The organism is Paenibacillus sp. FSL W8-0187, assembly GCF_037969755.1.
Lineage (GTDB): Bacteria > Bacillota > Bacilli > Paenibacillales > Paenibacillaceae > Paenibacillus_AQ.
Window position 1 is genome coordinate 4871239 of sequence record NZ_CP150206.1, and the last position, 22779, is coordinate 4894017.

Below are 22779 nucleotides of genomic sequence, written 5' to 3' on the forward strand. Positions count from 1 at the left end.
CATCCCCTATTGTTATTTGAAAATGAAAGCAACCGCACGGCAGGGCTAAAGAGCCCATCGTGCCATGCCCCTTCAGGAATGAAATATTACTGAACGAGGGAGACGATCTTCTGTGCTCCGTCGGCCATGGAATCAGCAGGTACGATATTAAGACCGGACTCAGCCAGAATCTGCTTGCCGAGGTCTACGTTCGTTCCTTCCAAGCGTACAACAAGCGGACGAGTTAAGCCCAGCTGTTTTGCAGCTTCGACAACACCGGTAGCGATAACGTCGCAACGCATAATACCGCCGAAAATGTTGACAAAAATTCCTTTTACTTGAGGATCGGACAAAATAATCTTGAAGGCTTCCGTTACCTTCTCCGTTGTTGCACCGCCCCCAACATCAAGGAAGTTAGCAGGGTCGCCGCCATAATACTTGATGATGTCCATCGTAGCCATGGCAAGACCTGCGCCGTTAACCATACAGCCGATGTTGCCATCGAGAGCTATGTAACTCAAATCGTATTTGGATGCTTCGATTTCCTTCTCATCTTCTTCGTCCAGGTCGCGCAGCTCAAGGATGTCTTTATGACGGAACAACGCATTGGAATCGAAATTGAGTTTGGCATCGAGAGCCATGACGTTTCCGTCACCAGTTACGACTAGCGGATTGATTTCAGCGATAGAGCAATCCTTCTCTACAAATGCCTTATACAAGGCCAGCATGAACTGAACGGCTTTACCTACCAGTTCATTCGGAATATTAATGGAATACGCTAATTTCCGCGCTTGGAATGTTTGAAGTCCGATCGCTGGATCTACAACCTCTTTAAAAATCTTCTCAGGAGTTGCTGCTGCAACTTCTTCAATCTCGGTACCGCCTTCTTCGGACGCCATCAAAACGACACGACCGGTAGCACGGTCAACGACCACACCGATATAATACTCTTTGCGAATATCGCAGCCCTCTTCAATGAGGAGACGCTTGACTTCCTTGCCTTCCGGACCTGTTTGGTGAGTCACCAACACCTTGCCCAGAATTTCTTCAGCATAAGCACGAACCTCATCCAGGTTCTTCGCCACTTTAACGCCGCCGGCTTTACCCCGACCGCCTGCGTGAATCTGTGCTTTGACAACGGTTACGGGACTGCCCAAAGATTGTGCAGCTTCAACTGCTTCTTCTACCGTAAACGCTACCTTGCCGTTCGGAACAGCTACTCCATATTGCTTCAGTACTTGTTTTCCTTGATATTCATGGATATTCATTCTCGAATCCTCCTATCAACATGACTGGAACAAGGCTGGCTAACACGGAACTAATCTATGAAAGATTACCCTGTCAACCTTTATATATTAAACCCAAGCTATTGTAACATGTTTTTAAAACGCTTACCTTAAAAAGTTCACAGTTTATCCACTCTATTTGGCATGGGTATGATTCCTTCCAGATATAAATTGGAGAAATATGTAAAAATCATTTGTTTTTCCGTGCAAAGTGTATCAATCCAATGATCCCCAATGCGACAACGGCAATACCTAACAATCCTGCTAGCATAATCATAATATTTCCCCATAATATGGTCATCACGCTTCCCTCTCCTATCCGAAATAATTAGTATATCGATTACTATTATACCATTAAATCCCTTTTCATTTAAGTTAAACTGTGACGCAAAATAAAACTCTTTATCCTTTTTCCGCTATCCGTTAGAATGATTGAAAGATTAGTGAACGCATTCATAAGGAGATTCAGCATGAGTTGGTTGAAGTCATTTTTTCCACTGCATTCATTATTTGTCAAAATGCTGGTGTATTTTCTCATCGTGATTTTCCTGCTCTCCTCCTACAACCTATGGTCGATGACATTCTACTCCCGTAATGTAAACAATGAAATTGTCAAATATAATCTGACCCTGATTCGAAATACCGTAGATCAATTTGAGAAACAATACTCCACTTGGAAGAATCTCCTCCTCAACCTTCAGCACGATGAATTTGTCGGCAATATCAGCAGGCAGGCCGATTCCGGCGGAAAGAAGGGCATCAATTATCTGCAGGTGGATATGGTGATGGATCAGATCCGGACCTTGGTAAGCCAGCCCTACTATCACTTGAACAATGTCATGATCTACTACCAAAATTATTCCTTCCTGCTTGAACGGGATGGCATCGTTGACGATGACCGCATGTTTAAGCATTACTACATAAGCGACTCCTATCCATACGAGTTCTGGAAACGGAGAGATCACGCAACCGGTTTTCTGCATATGCTCCCCAGCAGCACTTTCTCCATCGGGACAGAGAAGAGCGAGTTACAGCTGATGCCTCTAATTACAAACGTACAGAGCAGTCCCTGGAAGATCATAGCTCTCGTAAATATGAAAAGCTGGTATGAATCCTATAAAGGAATGACCGGTTCCCGTTTTCTGCTGATGGACTCGGAGGGAGAAATTCTGTTCGAATCAGCCCCGGATGTGAACACCCAGCCACTGCCGGAATGGGACGGCCAATCGGAATGGATGATGGAGAAGGGATCTTATTACTTTTTCGAAAAGGGCACCCGCTCCGGCCTCACCTACGTCTCCATTATCCCGCATAACGAACTCAACCAAAGCATCAGCCGCATGAACTGGATTGCCGTGCTGTTATTTGCAGCTACCCTGCTCATCGGGATTCTGGCATCTTGGGTATTTTCCCGCAAAATCAATCGGCCGCTCAAGAGAATGGTTACAGGACTGGGCCAGGCGGAGATGGAGCTATATCAAGGGAGCATTGCCGAATTCAGCGCCATTTCCAACCACCTGAAGGGTTTGCAGCATGAACGAAAGAGCATCAAGGAATGGATGGACCATACCAAACCGCTCTTAACCAGCTACCATTATTTGGCCCATTTCAAAAACTTTGCACTTGATACCGCCGCTGCCAAAGAGCTTTGGGTCAGCGAGGGTGCATTCATGGTTATCGTTTATCAGTTGAGGTACCGGCACGTCCCTTCGCGTCAGCTTGATGCCTTAATGACAAGAGCAACCGGCAAGATCAAAGATATGATCACGCTGCAAATACAAGAATCGTTTCCCCTATCCCACACCCTTCAGATGGAGGGCAAGCAAATCTTGTCCATTGTGTATACTCAAGAAAAATCTGATATGCTGCAGCAGTGTCTGAGTCAGCTCAAACAGATTTTTGATCAAGATCAAAGCACTTATCTCGTGAATATTGCGGTTTCGTCCGTGTTCCAGCAAACCTCTGATTTTGACCGGGCTTATGCAGAAGCCATGTCGCTCCTGCAACAAGCCATGCCGATTGAGGAAACCCAGATCATCTGGGAGAAGGAACGCCGTGAAGATGTAACAGGATTCACTGCCGAGCAAGAGCACGAGTTTTACGTGAATTTACAGGCCGGCAACGAGAGCAGCTGCCAATCGCTTATTGAGCGCGCCCTGGATCGATTGCAGCGGCAAGAGGCCACGGCCGATCAACTAAGCCACTTTGCCAAATCGGTCTCGGTCCGCATGAGAAGGACAGTAGAACTGCTGAAAATCAATATCGACGCACTTCCGGACTACGCAGAAAAGCTTGCATACAGCGTGACCCCTGAGCAATACCGCGACATCCTTCTCGACGAGCTCGCCCATGCAGCCCATGCGATCCGTCTGAAACGAGAGGAACATTACGATATCATTCAATATGTCTTTCATTATCTGGAGTCGCATTACGCTGAAGAAATATCGCTCGAACAGCTTGCTTCTAAACTCAACATGTCGCCTACTTATCTGTCAGGGTATATTAAAGAGAAAACGGGGAACAACTTCAGCGACCAATTGAATGCGATTCGAATAACAAAAGCGAAAGAACTACTGCAGACAACAAATATGCCGATTCAGGAAGTAGGCAACCGGATCGGCTACCGCAATGTCACTTCCTTTATCCGCATGTTCAAAAAAGTAACCGGCCAAACACCAGGTGATTACCGGAAAACCTACTGGATCCGATAACACACAGGTGAGCGGCCGGCCGCTTTAACCTGCAACCTTTAACCTTTTACTGAGCCAATCAAAGCCCCTTTTACAAAATACTTCTGTATAAACGGATAGACAAGCAGGATCGGCAAGGTGGACACCATAATGGTAGCGAATTTCAAGCCATCCTCCACCACCACGATATCGCCTACAACCGGACCATCCGTTCCCGTCAATTGCCCCGACAGCACGATGTTTCTTAAAATCACCTGGAGCGGCTGCATATCAGCATCCCGCAGATACAGCAGCGGTCCCATGAAATTATTCCACATCCCGACGGCATAATACAATCCGATGGTAGCCAGCACCGGCTTGGAGAGCGGGAGCACAATCCGGAAGAAGATTCCGATTTCGGACAACCCGTCTATTTTTCCGGATTCCTCTAGCTCTTGAGGCATACCCATGAAGAAAGTTCGCATGATGAGCAGATTCCAGGTGCCTACCGCTCCGGGCAGCACCATCCCCCATATCGTATTGACAAAGCCAAGCTCCTTCACGACCAGAAACGTTGGAATCATCCCACCGTTAAAAAACATCGTAAAGACGATTAGCATCAAGATCGGTTTGCCCATGACCATCTTGGTCTTGGACAGCGCATAAGCCCCAAGTGCCGTTACAATCATAGAAATGGCAGTTCCTGAAATCACATAAATCAACGTGTTCTTATATCCTTTCAGCACCCGTCCGTCTTCGAACACATACTGATACATATCCAGGTTGAAGCCCCTCGGCCATAGCCATACTTCCCCGGAGGCGATGGATGCGGAATCACTGAGGGACACGGCCAGCATATAAACAAACGGGTATAGACACGCCATCACAATCCCGGACAAAATCAAGGCATTGAGCGCGTCAAACCAGTTCCATTTGGGTTTCATCACGTTCCTCCTTTACCAGATGCTGCTTCCGCTGACTCGTCGGCTGAACGAATTGGCCGCGACAATGAAGATAAAGCTGATGATGCCGGTAAACAGATCAATTGCCGTGGCATAACTGTAATTGCCTTGCGTTAATCCGACCCTGTACACATAGGTGGATATAATATCGGCTGTCTCATAAGTGGCCGGAGTCGAGAGCAGGTATACTTTCTCAAAGCCGATCTCCAGTATTTTTCCGATATCAAGTATCAAGATAATCACGATCGCCGGCGCGATGCCGGGAAGTGTAATGTTCAGCGTCTGCTTCCACCGATTAGCCCCATCCATCCGTGCCGCCTCATATAATTGCGGATCGATTGCCGTCAAAGCAGCCAAATAGATGATGGTGCCCCATCCAATATGCTGCCATACGTCAGTCGTTACATAAATCGATCTAAACCAGGAGGCCTCAACCAGAAAGTTGATCCGGTCGACTCCAATTGCGCTGAGCAACTGGTTGACCACTCCACCTGTCGGGGACAGAAACATGACCGCGATTCCTGCTACAACCACGTTGGATATGAAATGCGGAAGATAACTGACCGTCTGGACAAACCGCTTCAAAAAGGATTTGCTCACCTCATTGATGAGTAACGCAAGAATAATAGGAGCCGGAAAACCGAAAATCAGCTTATATAACCCTAATAGAAATGTATTTCTGAGAACAGGCCAGAAGTCAGGCGTATTAAAAAACATGCTGAAATATTTGAACCCCACCCAGTCGCTCTCCGTGATCCCCTTAAATAAGTTGTAGTCCATAAAGGCGATCGAAATGCCGAATATGGGAACATACTTAAAAATGATGTAATACAGAGCACAGGGAAGAAGAAGCAGCAGCAGGTATTTGTCCCGCTTCACTTTCGTCAAGAAACTCGAATTCTGTTCTTGCAAAAAACGTACCCTCCTTAGCGAAATCAAAACTGACCTACAGGCCCCTTCCCATAAGGACCGGGACCAGCCTATACTTCCGAAAGCCGGTCCGGGAAAGGAAAGCAGTGCGCTCATCTGGCAACATCCGTGCAGGTATAATTTTTACTTGGCTTCGTTTAGGAACTTTTGCGTCCGCTCATAAGCGCTCCTATGAACATCCAGCACCTGCTGCACGCCAAGCTTGTTCACTTCGTTCACGTAAGCATCCCAATCATCCATCGGTTTCTGTCCTAGAATGAACTTGGCAATCTGCTCCTCATGGAACTTTTTCACGGTTTCGCCGACCATGCTCAGCACTTCATTTTCTTCATTTGTATAGGCGAGCCTTGGCTGCGGCTTCGTTTCATGGTCAGGCGCGATTTTCATCGCTTCCCGCATTTTTGGAGAATACATGGACTCGTAAGCCGTCATATCCAATACCGTATGTGCCCCGATTGTTGCGATGCCCGTCTTGGTTCTCAAGTCGCCGAACTCTTTGTAATCCACGTTGAATTTGCGAGCCCCGTTCTCGGTTGTGAATGTCTCCCCTTCCCTACCCCAAGTTGCCAATTCAATTCCTTCGGGGGAGAACAAGAAATCGAGGTACTGAAGAAGCCGATCCCGCTCCTTGGAATTTGCCGCCACCGCAAAGCCGTCGGACTGCAATCCGGCGAATACATTGTGGGACTTGCCATCCGGAGTTCCAACAGGAGGAACCATATAATCGAGACTGAACTCGGATGCCTTATCCCCAAGCATTAACGGAAGTTCATCCATGATGCCGATATAGTCGCTGGCGATAAACGATTTGTTCTGAAGCAGCAGATCGTTAAATTGCTTGCGTTTATGCGCCATAAAGTCAGGTGCTACCAATCCTTCCGCATAAAACTTATTCATGTACTCAACCATTTTCTTGTAATTGTCCTCTGTCGGGCCGTAGCGCCATTCGTCCTTCTCATCATCGTAATAATAGCTGCTATTGGTGTTAAACGCCGGTGCCATATTAACCAGAGGACTCAAACCGTTAAACACGGCAATCGGAAAGCTGTCCGGATATATTTCCTTCAATCTTTTCGCAACCGTGTACAATTCGTCGTAGGTGGTCGGCGGCGTCAGATTGTGTTTCTCGAATACGTCGTCCCGGTAAAGCCATGACCGCCTGGATTGCTGCTCAAGTCCATACAACGGCATAAAATAGTTCTTCCCCTCGGGAGACAGAATAGCTGCCTTTACTTCCGGATGGTCCTCGAGAAACTTCCTGTAGTTCGGCATCTGGTCCAAGTGCTCGAAATAGTCGACAAACGCTCCGCTTACCCCGTGCGTGTTGGCGGCATTCAGGCTGTTGACCATCATAAGATCCGGTATCTCGCCCGAGGATATCGCCAGGTTCATCGTTGTGGTGTAATCACTCATCACAGGTTGTACCTTGAAGGAGATGCCGGTTTCTTCTTTCAAGTACTTATAAATCGGCCAATTTTCCTTATACGGCCAGTTCGTATGAGAGAAAGTCATCATCTCTAGTGTGACTTCCTTACCTAAGGCGACGTTTTCATGATTCTCCTCCTTTACCGCGTTTTCTTTTGAGCATCCGCTCAATAACGTGCCGGTTATAATGGCAGCTAATGCCAGCAACCCGAGCTTTCGGTTCCAAATTTTCACACGAGCCCTCTCCCTTATGTATGATGATGTAACGCCAGCCGCTCTTAAGGCAGCATGTCGTTTATGATTTTGATTCTACTTGCGAACCCGTGCGTTGACTATTGACATTCCTTCCCGTTATTGCCTGTAGCTACGATTCTGAAAAAGTGGCAACTTTCTGAACTACGGTACATTCACCGCTCAGATCCCGCACCATGGATGGGCCCTTGCCTATTGAATGGAGTTTCTTGCATAGTGCGAATTGACAGTCGGGAAGGGAAATTTTACAATACGGACTAGAGTCACCCAACGAAAATGAGGAAGCACCCTTTTCGAATCTTGGATGTTCTATTACGATTCAATCCACTGATATCAGAAATGAGGTGCTTTCATTTATGTACGGAAAACTTCATAGCGCTTGCTTGCACGGCATTGACGGCGTTGTCATCCAGGTGGAGGTGGACCTGGCGAACGGGCTGCCCCAAACTTCTATCATCGGTCTGCCTGATTCCTCCATTCGCGAATCTATTGAGCGGGTTCGGGCATCGATTAAAAACTGCGGTTTTACCTATCCCTTAAAACGGATAACCGTCAATCTTGCACCGGCAGATCTGCGCAAAGAGGGCTCTTCCTTCGATCTGGCGATCGCCGTCGGCATATTGCTAACAAGCGAGCAATGGACCTTTTCGAATGCCGGGCAAATGTTGATCCTGGGCGAACTTGCACTGGATGGTACACTTAGGCCCATCACAGGGGTATTGCCGATGGTAGAGCAAGCGAAAAAGGAAGGGTATGCCGGGGTTATTCTCCCGCGCGAAAATGCTCCGGAAGCTGCATTGATCGGGGGAATCGAGGTCTATGGGCTTCAGCATTTAAAGGAGCTTGTTCAGGAAGGACCCGATGAAAACATCCATCGTAGTGAAACTGGGGGAACTACAAGCTTTACCGTTTCGCTGTCAATGCTCAGATATGATCGGTCGACGACTCAAAGCGGAACTCAAGTGGACAGCCTACGGGGCAAGCAGCTTGAAGACTATCGAGATGTGATCGGTCAGCAGCATATCAAACGTGCCTTGACCATTGCTGCCGCAGGCATGCACAATATTCTGCTCATTGGGCCCCCGGGTACTGGAAAAACGATGCTCATGAAACGCCTCCCCACCATACTGCCGCCGCTGGCGGACCAAGAAGCGTTGACTACAACGAAAATCTTCAGCGCTGCCGGAAAGCTAAAGCCATCCGACGGGTTGATGACAAGACGCCCCTTTCGGTCCCCTCACCATACCATCTCGGCTGGCGGGCTCATCGGAGGCGGCACCATTCCGAAGCCGGGGGAAGTCAGTCTGGCCCATAAAGGCATTCTCTTCCTGGATGAGCTTCCCGAGTTCTCGAGGCATGTGCTGGAGGTGCTGCGACAGCCCCTGGAGGATCGCGAAGTAACCATCAGCCGGGCACGAGCGGTATTTACCTTCCCTGCGCACTTCATGCTCGCTTGTTCGATGAATCCCTGTCCGTGCGGTTATTACGGCAGTGATCACCCCCATCAACGCTGCACGTGCAGCGTTACCCGAATCGCTCAATACCGCGCTAGAATATCGGGGCCCTTGATGGATCGGATCGACCTTCAAGTAGACGTGCCTCGGCCTAAGGAATGGCCGGGAAGCGCAATACCTATATCATCCGAGCAAATGCGGGATCAAGTCTATGCGGCACAAACGATTCAATTGGAACGCTATAAACAGCTCCCGTTCAGCTGGAACAGCGAACTGTTCGGCAGCTTCCTGAGGAAACATGCGGTGCTGGACAAGGACTCGGCAGAGCTCCTGCAAGCGACAATCGATACGCTGGGCCTGAGCATGCGCGCTTATGACCGAATCCTGAAGCTGGCCAGAACCATTGCCGATCTGGAGGCATCCGATGCAATACAAAGCCAACATATCGCTGAAGCGATTCAATACCGTCAGCTGGATCGACAATATATCACTGCCGAAGAAACAACTCGTTGATGAAAGACAATAACCCATGGTCATCAGGCCGATGACTCATGAAGACTGGAAGTTTGCTCCTATTGCATAAAATAAACCTGTCATACGCAAAGAAGGTGATGGAGCTCAGCTCCTATCACCTTCTTTGTTATGGCTGCTTCGGCTCGTACCCATCAAAATGCATTCTCGATATGATCCATCGAGACAGACGTCAGATCCGCGCGAAGCATAACGGAGATAACATCAAAACGGATTGGCCGGTCATAATAACGCTTATGATGAACGTACTGCTGGGCCGTGTTTCGGACCTGCATCACTTTGCGAGCATTCACGGACTCGGCAGGCGTGCCGAAGCTATTCGTTCCGCTTCGGCTTCTGACCTCAATTACCACAAGGGTCTCCCCTGTTTCAGCGACGATGTCCAGTTCTCCAAAGCGGCAGCGCCAATTGCGGTCCAAAATCCGGTAACCTTTTTCAATCAGGGAAGCGGCCGCCAGCTCTTCGGCAGCGGCTCCTTTTTGCTTGCGGCTGTCCTTTTTACCGGATGGCGAGTTCATTAGGGCATCATCCCTCCATCCTTCGCTTCACGATCTGCACGATAAACATATGTCAACACTTCCGCTACAAGCTGGTATAGCACCTCCGGAATCTGCTGATCCAGATCCAGCTTAGAGAGAATCTCCACCAAAGCTGCATCTTCTTGGACAGGGACGCCATGCTCTTTGGCTTTGTCTAATATAGACTCCGCCAATTTCCCTTGCCCTTTGGCAACCACAATCGGTGCTTCACTCTCGCCAGGCGTATATTTAAGGGCTACCGCCTTTTTCATGGCCGTTATTTGTCCTTGCTCTTTCTCTTCCTTGCTCATATCCGCATATCCACCCCTTTATAGGTTTGCGGGGTGTATTCTGCCGCCGTTCCCTGCACGGACGCGTCTGAAGTAAGCGGTGCAACTAAGGGTAGCGGTTCTGTTTTTACGCTAAGCAATTGATAGCCGATAGATGAAACTGCCTGAGCCAACTCTTGCTTTTTCCCCTCAAACAGCTCCGCGGCGTAACTCTGATCATTCCGAAAGCTGAGGCTGACAATCCGGTCAACGACCTGCACATCGATCAAGGTCGGGCCTAGAAATTTCATGTCCAAGTCGAACAACAGCCTGCAGTTGGTTGCATCCAGCTCGCCTTTTCGGCCTCTGCGGGATTGAATATGTACGGATGCCGTCTGTTCCCCGTCGACCCCATGCAGAGGTATGAACATGGTAACCTGTGCGAAAGGTGCTGTTCGATCGGTGTTTAGCAAGAGCTGCTGGCCCGTTAAATGCTGAACGACTTGCTGTGCCGCTTCCTTTAGCGCAGGCGGCGCATCCTGGCTGGACAACACCTGAAGCAACACTCCCTTCAGTGTGTCTTGCAGGGCAAGCGCCGATTCACCCGATGGCGTTGAAGCCATAACGGCTTGCTGTACGCCTTGGGCGATATTCTGCTGCCCGGATGGCACAACTGGCTGCGTCGAGCCCTGTTGATTCACAGCACCGGCCTGCGCATTCGCAGCAGCTTGCTGGCTCGTATTCGCCGCATTCCCTGGCGTGCCAAGAGCCCCAGGTGTAGTCGCTGCTGCGCCACTGCTGCTAGAGGCAGGTGCTGCTGACTGGGAAGCTGCTTGTCCGCCTGCTTGGCCTGCTTGGCCTGCTTGGCCTGCCGCGGCAGCGCTTGGCTCAGCTGCGGCGGGCAGCGGTGCAGCAGCACTCGCAGCTGGAGCAGGAGTGTGTGCTGGCACGGCCGCATTCGCTCCTGGAGCCGCGCCCGCGGCCGTGTTGCTGCCGGGCTGCGCGGCTGCCTGCTGCCCGGCAGGTGGTGCGGCGCTACCCGTGCGCGCCGCTTCGCCCGCGGGGCCCGTACCGGCCCCTCGCAGGGCTTGCTGCTCGTGCTCTGCACCGAGCAGCTTCAAGAGCCGCCCCACCCACGGCTCCGCGCTGGGGGTGGACGGCTTTGGCGAAGGGCCTGCGGCACCTTCGCCTGGAGCTGCCGCTGGGCCCATGGCCACGGCGGCGGGTTGACCGGCGGCAGGCGTTGCCGTGCCGCCGCTGGCCCATGGCTGCGCGAGCTCGCCGCGCAGCTGCTGCAGCAGGCCTTGCAGCTTGGTCAGCAGCGCTTGCTGACCTGAGCCGGCCTGCGTGATACTGCCAGCGGAGGCCTCACCGCCAACCGTGGGAGGTGCTCCGGATGCTGCTTGTTTCCCCGCATCCACCAAACCTCCACTACCTGCGCTTAAAGTAGACGCCAGCTGCTGCTCCAACGACTGCAGTAGTTGATGCAGTTGGGGCCCGAATACCGCTTGATGCAGTCCCTTCACGCTTTCGGGGGTAATCGGCAGTCCGCGGTGAAACGCAATCGCAGCCGACTCCGCCCATTCCGCCGCGGGAATCTGCGGAGGCTTCACGGCCAATGCCTCGCGGAACATGGCAATATTGTCCTTCGTTAGCGGAACTCCCGCGTTCTGCATACCCCGGATCATTTCGCGGTTTTCCTTCGTATCCGGAAGACCGGCAAAATCCAGCACCTCAGCCATGGAAGACGGGGACAGCGGTTGTCCCGGCGTTTGACTAAGCGGCTTGAGAACGGCCGTCCCTCCCTCTCCCGGCGGCTGAACTTGCAGAAGGGCAGTTTCCCCGGCTCGAAGCGGCGTTTCCAGCTTCGCCTTCACTTGAACGCCCTGGATCTGCACCACGGCTTCTTGTCCGTCTTCCGATACGTTCATAACAACACCGCGAACGACCTGACCCGGTTTTAATTCCAACGTCTTGGCGTCTCCCGGCTTTTGCTCTCCCAGGAGGCCGCGAATCAACGATCCGATGTTCACGATAGTTCCTCCCACACCTTCTGTTTACCTTATATATCGGCAGCAGCCCGCCTTTTGACGAGGGCGGGCTGCATCGAAATCTAGAATAAGGACAATTGCTCAATCTCCATATTTTTCAGAAAGCTTCTTCTATGCATAGCGGTAGGTCCGTGCAGCTGCAGCTGTTCACGGTGAAACTTGGTAGCGTAGCCTTTATGTACGGCGATTCCGTATTCCGGATAACGCGTCTCCCATTCCCCTTCGCACAATCTGTCGCGAGTGACCTTGGCAATAATGGAGGCCGCAGCAATGGACTGGCTGTTAGCGTCGCCTTTAATGATGGCACGCTGGGGAATATCGCAATCCACCTTCTCGGCATCAACAAGCAGAAACTGGGGAGTAACAGCCAATTGCTCCATAGCCATCTTCATGGCAAGCCTTGCGGCTTGTTTGATGTTAATTCGGTCAATCGTTTCCGCATCCACCAAACCAACGCCAACCGCCAGCGCCTGTTCCATGATGAGATCATAGAGGGTTTCCCGCTTCTTGGCACTGAGTTTCTTCGAATCATTGATCCCTTCAATCACTAACCCCTCCGGCAAAACAACCGCCGCAGCGACCACATCGCCGAACAAACAGCCGCGGCCTACTTCGTCAATACCTGCAATATGTATATAACGGCTCCAGTACTCACGCTCGTACATTAATAAATCTGTCATAGGTTTAACCCCTTTGGTTCCGAATTACCGCTTGTTTGATGTCTGTACATACGGTGTTTCAAACACGTTCTATCAATCTAGTAACTCTTCTAGATTATCACACTCGCCACAGAGCGTCACCCTTTAACCTCCCCTTTCCTGCTGGAGCTGAGGCGAAAATGCCGGTCCAAACAAGGCACGCACATCAAACGAAGTCGATCTTCAGAGCATCTACCGAGTTAAACTAGATAGAATCAATGCAGTCTAATCTCCTCCTGATCTGATCCAGAAAAAATAACCATTCCGCCGTTAACCGGCAGAATGGTTATTTTTTGGTTTAAACTAGTGGAGGATAGCTCTCGTTCACCCTATTGAATCAATAAGGGGATTCCATCGAATAACGCCCAAGCTTGCCTGCGCGTAGTTCACGTAGGAAAATGCTCGAGGCTTTTTCCAGATCGACTCTTCCTCCGCTGACGATGCAGCCTCGTTTTCTTCCGATCGCTTCCATTATCGCCACAATTTCATCCGGGTTATCCAGATCTGTTGGGCGCTCCTTAAGATCAAAACGTTCGCTCATCGATTCCCAATAATAGTTGGAGAAATATTTGATCGCAAAAAAGGCAATATCCTCTACGTTCAATATTTCCTCTTTGATGGCGCCGGTTACCGCAAGACGATACCCTACATTCTGATCCTCGAATTTTGGCCACAGGATGCCGGGTGTATCCAGCAATTCCATCTCACCACCAGCAACCTTAATCCACTGTTGTCCTTTCGTGACACCCGGACGGTCACCCGTCTCTGCAATGTTGCGGCCGGCAAGACGGTTAATCAGCGTGGATTTGCCTACATTCGGTATACCTACAATCAACACACGCATAGCTCGCGGGTTCATGCCCTTGGCTATTTGTTTATCGATCTTCTCTTTCAGCAGCAGCTTAATCTGGTTCGGAATATCCTTAACACCTGTCCCTGTGGATGCATCTACAGGAAAGGCGGTTAGGCCATTTTCCTTGAAGTGGGCTTGCCATTGCCTTGTGACCTCAGGATCTGCCAAATCGGCTTTATTCATAATAATGAGCCGCGGCTTGCCCTGCAAAATCTCGTCAATCATCGGATTTCTGCTTGAGAGCGGAAGCCTCGCATCGGTCAGTTCAATTACAGCATCGATCAGCTTCAGCTTCTCCTGAATTTGGCGGCGCGCTTTGGTCATATGTCCGGGAAACCATTGTATTGTCAAACGTCGTCACCTCTACTTTGCACTGCAAACTTTCATCGTTTCTTTAGCGCCTTGGCTAATGGTTGATGAGCCCTATGTCTTTAATCGGCCAGAAGATCAAGTCTGCTCGCCCAATAATATCCCCCAAAGGAACATATCCTATCATACGGCTGTCCGTGCTGTTGGAGCGGTTATCTCCCATCACAAACACATGACCATCTGGCACAACACCATCCTGAACGAACGAGTTCGGGAAATCTGTGTTATTGTATAATCTGTTTTCAGCATGGGCTTGATCAATCGCTTCCTGTATGTAGGTTTCATTCACAGGCTCCCCATTGACAAGCACTTTATCGCCTTCAACTTTAACCGTATCACCAGCAACTGCGATCACGCGTTTAATGAAATCCCTGCCCTCATCAGGAACATGGAATACGATAACTTCTCCACGCTCGGGTTTACGGATATCATATAAAATCTCATTGACGATCAGCTTCTGATTGGATACAAAGTTAGGTTCCATGGATGGACCCTGCACAATAAACGGTTTAAAGAGAAGCCAGCGAATGAGAACGACGAGAACCAGAGCAATGAGAAGAGCCTTCAGCCATTCTACAAGCTCGTTCTTAGCCTTTTTGGCCGGTTTCCCCACGTTGGTTTCAATTGCCTCCTGGTGTTGATCTTTCTCCATAACCCACCGTCCTTCTCTATAGATCGCTTTCGCATTATAGCGATTTTTGGATATACAAAAGGGGCTTGTATATACGCACAAGCCCCTTTTACCGCCTTGTAATTAACGACGAATTTCTTTAATTCTCGCTGCTTTACCGCGCAGTTCACGAAGATAATAAAGCTTCGCACGACGCACTTTACCACGGCGAGCCACTTCGATTTTATCGATTTTAGGCGAGTTGATTGGGAAAGTTCTTTCCACACCAACACCGTAAGAAATTTTACGAACGGTAAAAGTCTCACTGATTCCGCCACCGCGACGTTTAATTACTACACCTTCAAACAACTGGATACGCTCACGAGTTCCCTCGATAACCTTAACGTGTACTTTTAAAGTATCACCAGGACGAAAGCTCGGAATATCTTTACGAAGTTGTTCTTGAGTAATCGCTTGAACGATATTCATCTATGACTCCCTCCTCTCACACAGGTGTTCTTGCATCTTCCGGAAACTCTATGTATTTCCTTCATTATCCGCAGCGGACCACCGTATTCACAACAAAAGAAATGATAACATATTTTGTAGACCGAATCAAGTGTTTTATCTTTACACCCTCATGCCTAAACCAGCTTTTTCTCCTAGCTCTGGTCCATAAAAAACCACTTCCAGCATGAAAATCATGCCGAAAGCGGTTAGCCTCACCTTAATTTACGGTTTCTTTCGAGTCGTGCATGCCCTTATGACGCTTGCCATAGTATTCAAGGATGTCATCTACCGTTTGAAATTGAACTTCTGTATTTGTTGTTTCTTCTATTTTCGCTTCATGTTGTTGTCGATGTTCTGTCATGACAAGATGCCTCCCAGTTCTCAAGTGATACTCCAGTTACATATTACCCATCAACGCAGGAGTTGTATCAGCAATATTAAAAAATATGACACTGAAGTATACAAATCTGGGCTAAGAGCCAATTCTAAAGATGGAAATCCTTGCGCCGGTTTGAGGAGCATTAATCGCTTTGCTGACTGGCGATAAATTATAGAGCCCTACGGTGTTACCGGCACTTAAATTGATGACCGCAGATCCTGATACCTCGGCAGTGGCTGAATTCGAGTTCATGTTCGCCGTACTGGTTATATTCCCGTTCACGACGATTCCGAACGTGTTGGGAGCGGTTTGGCCATTTTCGAGCGATATCTGCCAATCAAAATAGTAAAAACCCGCTGTCACAATGGTCAACGTCGTTGTACCATTATATGTTACACCTTGAAGTATGCTCGTCGAGAATGTTACAGGTGAATTAGTAGCCACATTTTGAGTGACTCCATTACTGGCATACAACACGCTGCCGCCGATAAGCGTATTCGCCTCCGTCGGACCGGTTGGACCGGTTGGACCTGTAACTCCCGTTGGCCCAGTTCCACCAGTTGCTCCGGCAACGCCAGTCGGACCTGTTACTCCCGTCGCTCCTGCTGCTCCTGTGGTTCCTGTGGTTCCCGTCGCTCCTATGACGCCTGTTGCTCCGGTTGCTCCTGTAACTCCTGTTGCACCCGTGGCTCCAGTTACACCTGTAACGCCCGTTGGCCCAGTACTGCCAGTTGCTCCGGCAACGCCAGTCGGACCTGTTACTCCCGTCGCTCCTGTTGCTCCTGCTGCTCCTGTTGCTCCTGTGGTTCCCGTGACGCCCGTTGCAGCTGTTGCCCCTGCCGGACCTGTTGCTCCCGTGACTCCTGTTACTCCCGTCGCTCCTGTTGCTCCAGTAGCACCTGTAACCCCTGTTGCACCAATTTCTCCGGTTGCTCCTGTCAGACCTGTCACCCCGGTTACTCCTGTGGCACCTACTTCTCCCGTTGCTCCTGTTGCTCCTGTCGATCCGGTCACTCCTGTGACACCAGTAGCTCCGGTTATGCCTGTTGCTCCTATCGGACCTACTGCTCCTGTTTCTCCCGTTGCTCCAGTTGCGCCTGTTATTCCAGTTGCACCCGTAGCACCGGTCTCGCCTACTGCTCCAGTCGCACCGGTTTCACCAGTCGGTCCGGTCGCTCCTGTTATCCCGCCAGGTGCCCCTGGCGGTCCTTCCGGACCTGTTGGACCTGTAGCACCCACCGCACCCGTCAGGCCAGTTGCTCCCGGCACGCCGTCCAATCCGGGCCCTCCTGTAGCACCTGCAGTGCCTGTCGGGCCAGTCACACCCATGGCTCCTGTCGCTCCAATCACGCCCGGCTGATCGTTACCTGGCACGCCTTCCAACGTTTCCTGGATCGTGAGACCTTGAACAGTTTCAGCGCTCGTCCTTGCTACAGCTGGCAGAGATTGCAGAGCAGCATCTTGGACAGCCACCGGAACGCTTAATGTCGCTATCGTTCCTGAAAGAGCATTCGTATAGTTGATCAACTGTTCATTCAAATGTTCAGGCGACGCCCCATTCTGCAACGATGCATTAATTCCATCCGTTGCTGCTTGCAGCCTGCCCAGCTGTTGTCCGGAACACCCTAATCTCGCAGCCTGCTGGTTAATTCCCTGAAGTACTTCAGTAAGCTGCTGACGAGACCCGGCCACTCGATTCGTCGTTGCATTCATAATGTAAAAATGCAGATTGTTCATTAAATCGATTAGAGGGACAGCATCCGCACTCGGAAACGCATTATCCAGCCTTGATTGAATACCATTTTGCAAAGCAGCGATATCCGGACCGATCTCGCCGCCGACCCCAATTCGTTCTCCATACATTTGAAACAACGTCATGACTTCATTCAATCTTGTTAAAATCCCTTCCAGATTGTCCGAATTGGAAATCCTTGCAATTTGCTGTACAACCTGCCTAAGATCCCGCCGTTCCCGCAGCGAGAACCTCATTTCCGAGACCAGATCGTTAAGGCTCTGCAATTGTATTTTGATAAGTGTGAAATCCTCGTTAACCGGCTGTTCCACAAATGCGCGTAACAGTGATGTTAATTGACGGATCAATGTAACGAATCGAGTGGCTTGGGTCCTTCCGACACGGATTCGTTCTGGCGTAAGTCCCTGAATTACAGCCTTATTGCCGCTGCCCTTCCTTCTTCCTTGCTTCAATCGATTTCACCCCTTACGATTAATGCATCCGCAAACGCCTATTTATCACACTATTCAATTCATACGAATTTTGTTCTCAGGTGCAAACATGAAACGTGCATATTACTACATACTAGCCACATTCAAGAAATAAAAAAACGAACAGACCTGTGCTTACAGATCTGTTCGTGAGATTAAACAAAAAAGCTTATGAGGATCCCGCTTCTCGCTGAAGCTTGTCTAAATATGCCCGATCCTGCTTGGACAACTCCAGCTTGTCTAACAACTCAGGGCGACGCTCCCATGTCCGCTTAAGCGCCTGTTCCCGACGCCACACGTCAATATTTGCATGATGACCGCTTAACAAAATATCCGGCACTTTCCAGCCGCGAAACTCAGCCGGACGGGTATAGTGCGGATATTCCAGCAGGCCAGTACTGAATGAATCCGTCACCGCTGACGTTTCATTGCCTAGTACACCCGGCAGCAATCGGACCACAGAATCGATGGCAACCATCGCTGGCAGCTCTCCACCGGTAAGCACGTAATCCCCGATGGATAACTCATCGGTAACAAGAAACTCGCGAATCCGTTCATCATAACCTTCGTAATGCCCGCATATAAACACCAGATGGTCTTCCTGAGACAACTCTTCGGCCTTTTTCTGCGTAAAGGTCTCTCCTTGCGGACACATCAGAATGACTCGCGGAGGCTTGGCTGTTCCGGAAATTTCCACTGGAATCTCTCCGGCAGGATTAGCCCCATCCTCATGATTCGAAATTTCATCCGTATCAGAAGCAAGGATATCCTCTACCGCAGCAAAAATCGGGTCCGGCTTTAACACCATCCCCCCACCGCCGCCATATGGAGTATCATCAACCTGACTGTGCTTATTTCCGGCATACTGGCGGAAGTTGATGGCATTCAAGTTCACAATTTGTTTTTCGGCTGCTTTACCCAGAATACTCGAATGAAACACACCATCGAACATCTCGGGGAACAGCGTCAGCACATCGATCCGCATGGACTATAACAACCCTTCCATGAGATGCACCCGAACAAGCTTCGATTCCTTGTCTACATCAAGTACGACATCCGGTATGGCCGGAAGGAGAACTTCTTTTCCCTCAGGTGTCTTGACAACCCACACATCATTCGCGCCTGGGGTCAAAATTTCGGTGATCAAGCCAAGCTCCTCGGCAGGGTCTTCGTCGGTCATCACCTTGCAGCCAATGATCTCATGGAAATAGTACTCGTTCTCTGGAAGCTCTTCCTGAAGATCTGCTGTGATCTTCAGCAGCGAGCCCTTATATTTTTCAGCATCATTGATGCCATGCAGCTCCTTGAATTTAACGATATACATGTTTTTATGAAAACGAGATGTATCCACCGTTACTTCAATCTTGCTCCCCTTGTCCGGGACAATATACAACTGGCTCTTTGGAGCAAATCGCTGGTCGGCAAAATCCGTATGCGGCATGACTTTAACTTCCCCGCGGATGCCGTGCGTATTCACGATTTTCCCTACAGTTAACAACTTTTCAGACATGGTCTTCCTCCTGCATCACTTAATAAACGTTCTAAGCTGGTTTGACCGGCTGATTTCTTCAGCATGTACGAAAAAGGGCTAGGACATGCATCCTAACCCCCTTTCGTATATTTTAAGAAATGATATCAACGGTCACCCGTTTATCCATTTTAACCGCCGCCGATGTTACGACTGTACGCAATGATTTGGCGATACGCCCTTGTTTGCCTATGACCTTCCCGACATCGTCAGGATGCACGTACAGCTCATATACAATCAAGTGCTCCTTCTCAACGGTTTTCACAGTCACATCTTCTGGATGATCCACTAAAGCCTTAGCAATAACGCGAACTAATTCTTCCATAGATAACCCTCGCGATCAGTCTTATTTCTGATGCTTCAGCTCATGAAACTTCTTCATTACGCCCGCTTTGCTAAGCAAGTTGCGAACCGTGTCAGATGCTTGCGCACCATTTTGAAGCCAGTTCAGTGCTTTCTCTTCATCGATTTTAACTTCAGCCGGTTGAGCAACCGGATTGTAATAACCGATTTCCTCGATAAAACGGCCATCACGTGGGGAACGGGAATCAGAAACCACCACGCGGTAGAAAGGAGCCTTGTGAGCACCCATGCGTTTCAGACGAATACGTACTGCCATTTGAAAATTCACCTCCTTCAAAAAATGTCCATTCGATATGACCGAGACTTAACGGAATGGAAACTTCATGCCTTTCCCACCAGTCAAGCCTTTTAGCTGTTTCATCGCTTTGTTCTTGCCGCCTTTAGGACCCATCATATCCGAGAACTGCTTCATCACGCGGCGCATTTCGTCAAACTGCTTGATGAGCCGGTTCACTTCAGCCAGCGAGGTTCCGCTGCCTGCCGCAATCCGTTTACGACGGTTGTGATTGATGATATCAGGCTGCTGCTTCTCCGCCGTTGTCATGGAGTGGACAATTGCCTCGATGCGTCCCATCTGCTTCTCGTCAACCTTGAGATCCTTGGCTTGCTTCATCTTGCCCATGCCCGGAATCATATCCATCAGCTGATCCAGAGGACCGAGCTTCTTGACCTGATCCATCTGCTCCAGGAAATCCTCGAACGTAAATTCGGCATTACGCATTTTACGTTCCATTTCCTTGGCCTTGTCTGCATCAATGTTCGATTGTGCTTTCTCGATAAGAGACAGCATATCGCCCATTCCGAGAATCCGCGATGCCATCCGTTCTGGATGGAACGGCTCCAGCGCATCAATCTTCTCGCCAAGCGCCGCGAATTTGATCGGACATCCGGTAACCGCCTTAACCGAGAGGGCGGCACCGCCTCGGGTATCCCCGTCCAGCTTCGTGAGTACGACACCTGTCAGCGTCAATTGCTGGTTGAAGCTTTCCGCGACGTTCACCGCATCCTGACCCGTCATTGCGTCAACGACAAGCAGAACTTCGTCAGGATTTACGACGCTATGAATCTGCTTCAATTCTTCCATCAGCTCTTCATCGACATGAAGGCGACCAGCAGTATCGATAATGACATAATCGTGACCATTATCTTTGGCATGCTGGAGGCCTTGCTTCGCGATTTCCACTGGGCTTGTCTTATCTCCCAGGGAGAACACCGGCACGTTGATCTGATCACCGAGTACTTCGAGCTGCTTGATCGCAGCAGGACGATAGATATCGTCGGCAACAAGCAGCGGTCGGCTGTTCTGCTTCTGAAGCAGCTTGGCCAGCTTGCCCGAAGTCGTTGTCTTACCGGCACCTTGCAAACCAGCCATCATAATGACCGTTGGCGGCTTATTGCTCTTCGCCAGTTTGGCTTGGCTTCCTCCCATCAACTCCGTCAGCTCTTTATTAACGATGTCAATGATCACCATGCCGGGCGTAAAGCTGTCCATCACTTCCTTGCCGATGGCCTTCTCTTTTACTTTGGATACGAAATCCTTAACCACTTTGAAGTTAACGTCAGCTTCGAGAAGCGCGAGCCTGACTTCACGCATGGCGGCTGTTACATCTTCTTCGGACACCTTGCCTTTACCACGAAGCTTGCTGAACACATTCTGTAGTCTGCTGGTCAATCCTTCAAACGCCATATCCGCCACCTCCGTTCATACTTAATCCCATACTTTTAATCGCTCAACCATATCGGTCATTACATTCTTATCATGTTCACCCAGGTCGCTACTCTCCACCATTTCCCGAAACTTATCCAGCTCCCGGATGCGCGTCTCATGCTTGCTCAGGAGCCCCAACTTCTCTTCATAGGACTCGAGCACCTGCTCTGCACGCTTGATATGTTCATAGACGGCCTGACGACTAATCTCAAATTCACCTGCGATTTCTCCAAGGGAAAAATCATCATGGAAATAATATTTCAAAAAGGTCTGCTGTTTCTCTGTCAGCAGCTGCTCATAGAAATCGAACAGCAAATTGATCCGGTTCGTCTTCTCGAGCCGATTCTCCTGACTCATTTAAGGGCACCCCCCTCGTCAAGGAAAAACACTTTACAGTTCGCTTAACGAACCTTATCATACAAAAAACAAAGAAGGATGTCAAGCCATTTCCCTTGTCATCCTTCTTCATGTTCAGGAAGCCTTCATCCTCCCCGTTCAACCGATAGGAAGAAGGTAGATCAGTATCGCAAAAAAGTGGAGAATCGAACCCGCCAGCACAAACAAATGCCAGATGGCATGATGGTAAGGAAAACCCCGCCATACATAGAATATAGTGCCCAGCGTGTACAGCACGCCCCCAATGGCAAGTAAATTCATACCTTGCGGCGCTACAACCGCCGTTAACGGATTCCAGGCAATGACGATCAACCAGCCCATCGCAATGTAAAATACCGTGGAGAGGAACAGAAACTTCTTGACGAAGAATGCTTTAAATACGACACCAAACAGCGCAACGCCCCATACAATCCCGAAGAGACTCCAGCCCAGCGTTCCCCGGATGGCAACCAGCAGGAAAGGCGTATACGTCCCTGCGATAAACAAGTAAATGGAGGAGTGGTCCATAAACTCAAAGAAATCCTTAGCTTTCCCGTCTCTCAAGCCGTGTACGAGCGTTGAGCTCAAATACAGCAGGAGCATCGTCGATCCGTAGATCGTAAAGCTAACCACATGCCAGGCAGTGCCCTTCAAACTTGAAAAAACAATCAGGAGCACCAGTGCTGCAACGCTTAATGCCGCTCCTATGCCATGTGTTATTGCATTCGCTATCTCTTCTCTGCGTGGATATGTGTAAGTATTGGCCATAACAGGTATCCTTTCGCTTAAAATCTTATACTTCATTATACGCCCTGCGGGCATGCAAAATCAAAGCCG

General features: G+C 49.7%; 22 protein-coding genes. 2 read left to right on the top strand and 20 right to left on the bottom strand.

Annotation, left to right across the window (positions count from 1 at the left end):
* Positions 1 to 86 precede the first annotated feature (86 nt).
* Positions 87 to 1247, bottom strand: a complete 1161-nt coding sequence (sucC, locus tag MKY48_RS21860) for an ADP-forming succinate--CoA ligase subunit beta (RefSeq protein WP_006211339.1) — start codon at positions 1245 to 1247, stop codon at positions 87 to 89.
* Positions 1248 to 1735: 488 nt separating this feature from the next.
* Between sucC and MKY48_RS21865 the strand changes: the two genes are divergently transcribed.
* Positions 1736 to 3976 carry an AraC family transcriptional regulator gene (locus MKY48_RS21865; protein ID WP_339266246.1) on the top strand — a complete coding sequence of 747 codons (2241 nt, stop codon included), beginning with the start codon at positions 1736 to 1738 and terminating at the stop codon, positions 3974 to 3976.
* 38 nt (positions 3977 to 4014) lie between these two features.
* Here the strand turns inward: MKY48_RS21865 and MKY48_RS21870 are convergent, their stop codons facing one another.
* From MKY48_RS21870 to MKY48_RS21880, 3 genes are all read right to left on the bottom strand, one after another.
* Positions 4015 to 4878: a carbohydrate ABC transporter permease gene (locus MKY48_RS21870; RefSeq protein WP_339266248.1), complete on the bottom strand. Its 864-nt coding sequence runs from the start codon at positions 4876 to 4878 to the stop codon at positions 4015 to 4017.
* A gap of 12 nt (positions 4879 to 4890) precedes the next feature.
* Positions 4891 to 5808 (bottom strand): ABC transporter permease subunit, encoded by a 918-nt coding sequence (locus MKY48_RS21875; RefSeq protein ID WP_339266249.1) that lies wholly within the window; start codon positions 5806 to 5808, stop codon positions 4891 to 4893.
* 141 nt (positions 5809 to 5949) lie between these two features.
* Positions 5950 to 7485 (bottom strand): extracellular solute-binding protein, encoded by a 1536-nt coding sequence (locus MKY48_RS21880; protein ID WP_339266251.1) that lies wholly within the window; start codon positions 7483 to 7485, stop codon positions 5950 to 5952.
* Positions 7486 to 7859: 374 nt separating this feature from the next.
* On the opposite strand from MKY48_RS21880, the gene MKY48_RS21885 reads away from it, so the two are divergent.
* Entirely contained in the window at positions 7860 to 9470 is a 1611-nt protein-coding gene (locus MKY48_RS21885; RefSeq protein ID WP_339266253.1) for a YifB family Mg chelatase-like AAA ATPase, read from the top strand.
* A 152-nt stretch (positions 9471 to 9622) separates the two neighbouring features.
* Here the strand turns inward: MKY48_RS21885 and MKY48_RS21890 are convergent, their stop codons facing one another.
* The 16 genes from MKY48_RS21890 to MKY48_RS21965 all read right to left on the bottom strand — a co-directional run bounded on the left by MKY48_RS21890 (position 9623) and on the right by MKY48_RS21965 (position 22710).
* Entirely contained in the window at positions 9623 to 10006 is a 384-nt protein-coding gene (locus tag MKY48_RS21890; RefSeq protein ID WP_076325009.1) for a YraN family protein, read from the bottom strand.
* On the bottom strand, positions 10006 to 10317 hold the full coding sequence (locus MKY48_RS21895; protein WP_076325010.1) for an EscU/YscU/HrcU family type III secretion system export apparatus switch protein: 312 nt from the start codon (positions 10315 to 10317) through the stop codon (positions 10006 to 10008). Before MKY48_RS21895 ends, MKY48_RS21890 begins: the two co-directional genes overlap by 1 nt.
* Positions 10314 to 12308: a hypothetical protein gene (locus MKY48_RS21900; protein WP_339266256.1), complete on the bottom strand. Its 1995-nt coding sequence runs from the start codon at positions 12306 to 12308 to the stop codon at positions 10314 to 10316. Before MKY48_RS21900 ends, MKY48_RS21895 begins: the two co-directional genes overlap by 4 nt.
* Positions 12309 to 12388: 80 nt before the next feature.
* Complete coding sequence (locus MKY48_RS21905) at positions 12389 to 13006, bottom strand: ribonuclease HII (protein WP_076325012.1); 618 nt, start codon at positions 13004 to 13006, stop codon at positions 12389 to 12391.
* A gap of 355 nt (positions 13007 to 13361) precedes the next feature.
* A complete protein-coding gene (gene ylqF / locus MKY48_RS21910) occupies positions 13362 to 14228 on the bottom strand; it encodes a ribosome biogenesis GTPase YlqF (protein ID WP_076325013.1) in 867 nt (288 codons plus the stop codon).
* 55 nt (positions 14229 to 14283) lie between these two features.
* Complete coding sequence (gene lepB, locus MKY48_RS21915) at positions 14284 to 14898, bottom strand: signal peptidase I (RefSeq protein ID WP_076325014.1); 615 nt, start codon at positions 14896 to 14898, stop codon at positions 14284 to 14286.
* A gap of 102 nt (positions 14899 to 15000) precedes the next feature.
* Positions 15001 to 15345 carry a 50S ribosomal protein L19 gene (rplS, locus tag MKY48_RS21920; RefSeq protein WP_015736355.1) on the bottom strand — a complete coding sequence of 115 codons (345 nt, stop codon included), beginning with the start codon at positions 15343 to 15345 and terminating at the stop codon, positions 15001 to 15003.
* 238 nt (positions 15346 to 15583) lie between these two features.
* On the bottom strand, positions 15584 to 15727 hold the full coding sequence (locus tag MKY48_RS21925) for a hypothetical protein (RefSeq protein ID WP_213644152.1): 144 nt from the start codon (positions 15725 to 15727) through the stop codon (positions 15584 to 15586).
* A gap of 111 nt (positions 15728 to 15838) precedes the next feature.
* Complete coding sequence (locus MKY48_RS21930) at positions 15839 to 17950, bottom strand: collagen-like repeat preface domain-containing protein (RefSeq protein ID WP_339266260.1); 2112 nt, start codon at positions 17948 to 17950, stop codon at positions 15839 to 15841.
* Between the two features lie 187 nt (positions 17951 to 18137).
* Entirely contained in the window at positions 18138 to 18953 is an 816-nt protein-coding gene (trmD, locus tag MKY48_RS21935) for a tRNA (guanosine(37)-N1)-methyltransferase TrmD (RefSeq protein WP_339266261.1), read from the bottom strand.
* A gap of 3 nt (positions 18954 to 18956) precedes the next feature.
* On the bottom strand, positions 18957 to 19478 hold the full coding sequence (gene rimM, locus MKY48_RS21940; RefSeq protein WP_076325016.1) for a ribosome maturation factor RimM: 522 nt from the start codon (positions 19476 to 19478) through the stop codon (positions 18957 to 18959).
* Positions 19479 to 19590: 112 nt separating this feature from the next.
* Positions 19591 to 19821, bottom strand: a complete 231-nt coding sequence (locus MKY48_RS21945; RefSeq protein ID WP_006211360.1) for a KH domain-containing protein — start codon at positions 19819 to 19821, stop codon at positions 19591 to 19593.
* A gap of 21 nt (positions 19822 to 19842) precedes the next feature.
* Positions 19843 to 20115 carry a 30S ribosomal protein S16 gene (gene rpsP, locus MKY48_RS21950; protein WP_006211361.1) on the bottom strand — a complete coding sequence of 91 codons (273 nt, stop codon included), beginning with the start codon at positions 20113 to 20115 and terminating at the stop codon, positions 19843 to 19845.
* 48 nt (positions 20116 to 20163) lie between these two features.
* Positions 20164 to 21546, bottom strand: coding sequence for a signal recognition particle protein (gene ffh, locus MKY48_RS21955; RefSeq protein ID WP_339290844.1), 1383 nt, complete (start codon positions 21544 to 21546; stop codon positions 20164 to 20166).
* Between the two features lie 21 nt (positions 21547 to 21567).
* Entirely contained in the window at positions 21568 to 21924 is a 357-nt protein-coding gene (locus MKY48_RS21960) for a putative DNA-binding protein (protein ID WP_076325018.1), read from the bottom strand.
* Between the two features lie 138 nt (positions 21925 to 22062).
* A complete protein-coding gene (locus MKY48_RS21965; RefSeq protein ID WP_076325253.1) occupies positions 22063 to 22710 on the bottom strand; it encodes a hemolysin III family protein in 648 nt (215 codons plus the stop codon).
* Positions 22711 to 22779 lie beyond the last annotated feature (69 nt).

What these genes read in the sequence shown, in the direction of transcription:
- sucC (WP_006211339.1), bottom strand. Translation starts at nt 1,247, where the DNA reads ATGAATATCCATGAATATCAAGGAAAACAAGTACTGAAGCAATATGGA.
- MKY48_RS21865 (WP_339266246.1), top strand. Translation starts at nt 1,736, where the DNA reads ATGAGTTGGTTGAAGTCATTTTTTCCACTGCATTCATTATTTGTCAAA.
- MKY48_RS21870 (WP_339266248.1), bottom strand. Translation starts at nt 4,878, where the DNA reads ATGAAACCCAAATGGAACTGGTTTGACGCGCTCAATGCCTTGATTTTG.
- MKY48_RS21885 (WP_339266253.1), top strand. Translation starts at nt 7,860, where the DNA reads ATGTACGGAAAACTTCATAGCGCTTGCTTGCACGGCATTGACGGCGTT.
- MKY48_RS21890 (WP_076325009.1), bottom strand. Translation starts at nt 10,006, where the DNA reads ATGAACTCGCCATCCGGTAAAAAGGACAGCCGCAAGCAAAAAGGAGCC.
- MKY48_RS21895 (WP_076325010.1), bottom strand. Translation starts at nt 10,317, where the DNA reads ATGAGCAAGGAAGAGAAAGAGCAAGGACAAATAACGGCCATGAAAAAG.
- MKY48_RS21905 (WP_076325012.1), bottom strand. Translation starts at nt 13,006, where the DNA reads ATGACAGATTTATTAATGTACGAGCGTGAGTACTGGAGCCGTTATATA.
- lepB (WP_076325014.1), bottom strand. Translation starts at nt 14,898, where the DNA reads ATGGAGAAAGATCAACACCAGGAGGCAATTGAAACCAACGTGGGGAAA.
- rplS (WP_015736355.1), bottom strand. Translation starts at nt 15,345, where the DNA reads ATGAATATCGTTCAAGCGATTACTCAAGAACAACTTCGTAAAGATATT.
- MKY48_RS21925 (WP_213644152.1), bottom strand. Translation starts at nt 15,727, where the DNA reads ATGACAGAACATCGACAACAACATGAAGCGAAAATAGAAGAAACAACA.
- trmD (WP_339266261.1), bottom strand. Translation starts at nt 18,953, where the DNA reads ATGCGGATCGATGTGCTGACGCTGTTCCCCGAGATGTTCGATGGTGTG.
- rimM (WP_076325016.1), bottom strand. Translation starts at nt 19,478, where the DNA reads ATGTCTGAAAAGTTGTTAACTGTAGGGAAAATCGTGAATACGCACGGC.
- MKY48_RS21945 (WP_006211360.1), bottom strand. Translation starts at nt 19,821, where the DNA reads ATGGAAGAATTAGTTCGCGTTATTGCTAAGGCTTTAGTGGATCATCCA.
- rpsP (WP_006211361.1), bottom strand. Translation starts at nt 20,115, where the DNA reads ATGGCAGTACGTATTCGTCTGAAACGCATGGGTGCTCACAAGGCTCCT.
- ffh (WP_339290844.1), bottom strand. Translation starts at nt 21,546, where the DNA reads ATGGCGTTTGAAGGATTGACCAGCAGACTACAGAATGTGTTCAGCAAG.
- MKY48_RS21960 (WP_076325018.1), bottom strand. Translation starts at nt 21,924, where the DNA reads ATGAGTCAGGAGAATCGGCTCGAGAAGACGAACCGGATCAATTTGCTG.
- MKY48_RS21965 (WP_076325253.1), bottom strand. Translation starts at nt 22,710, where the DNA reads ATGGCCAATACTTACACATATCCACGCAGAGAAGAGATAGCGAATGCA.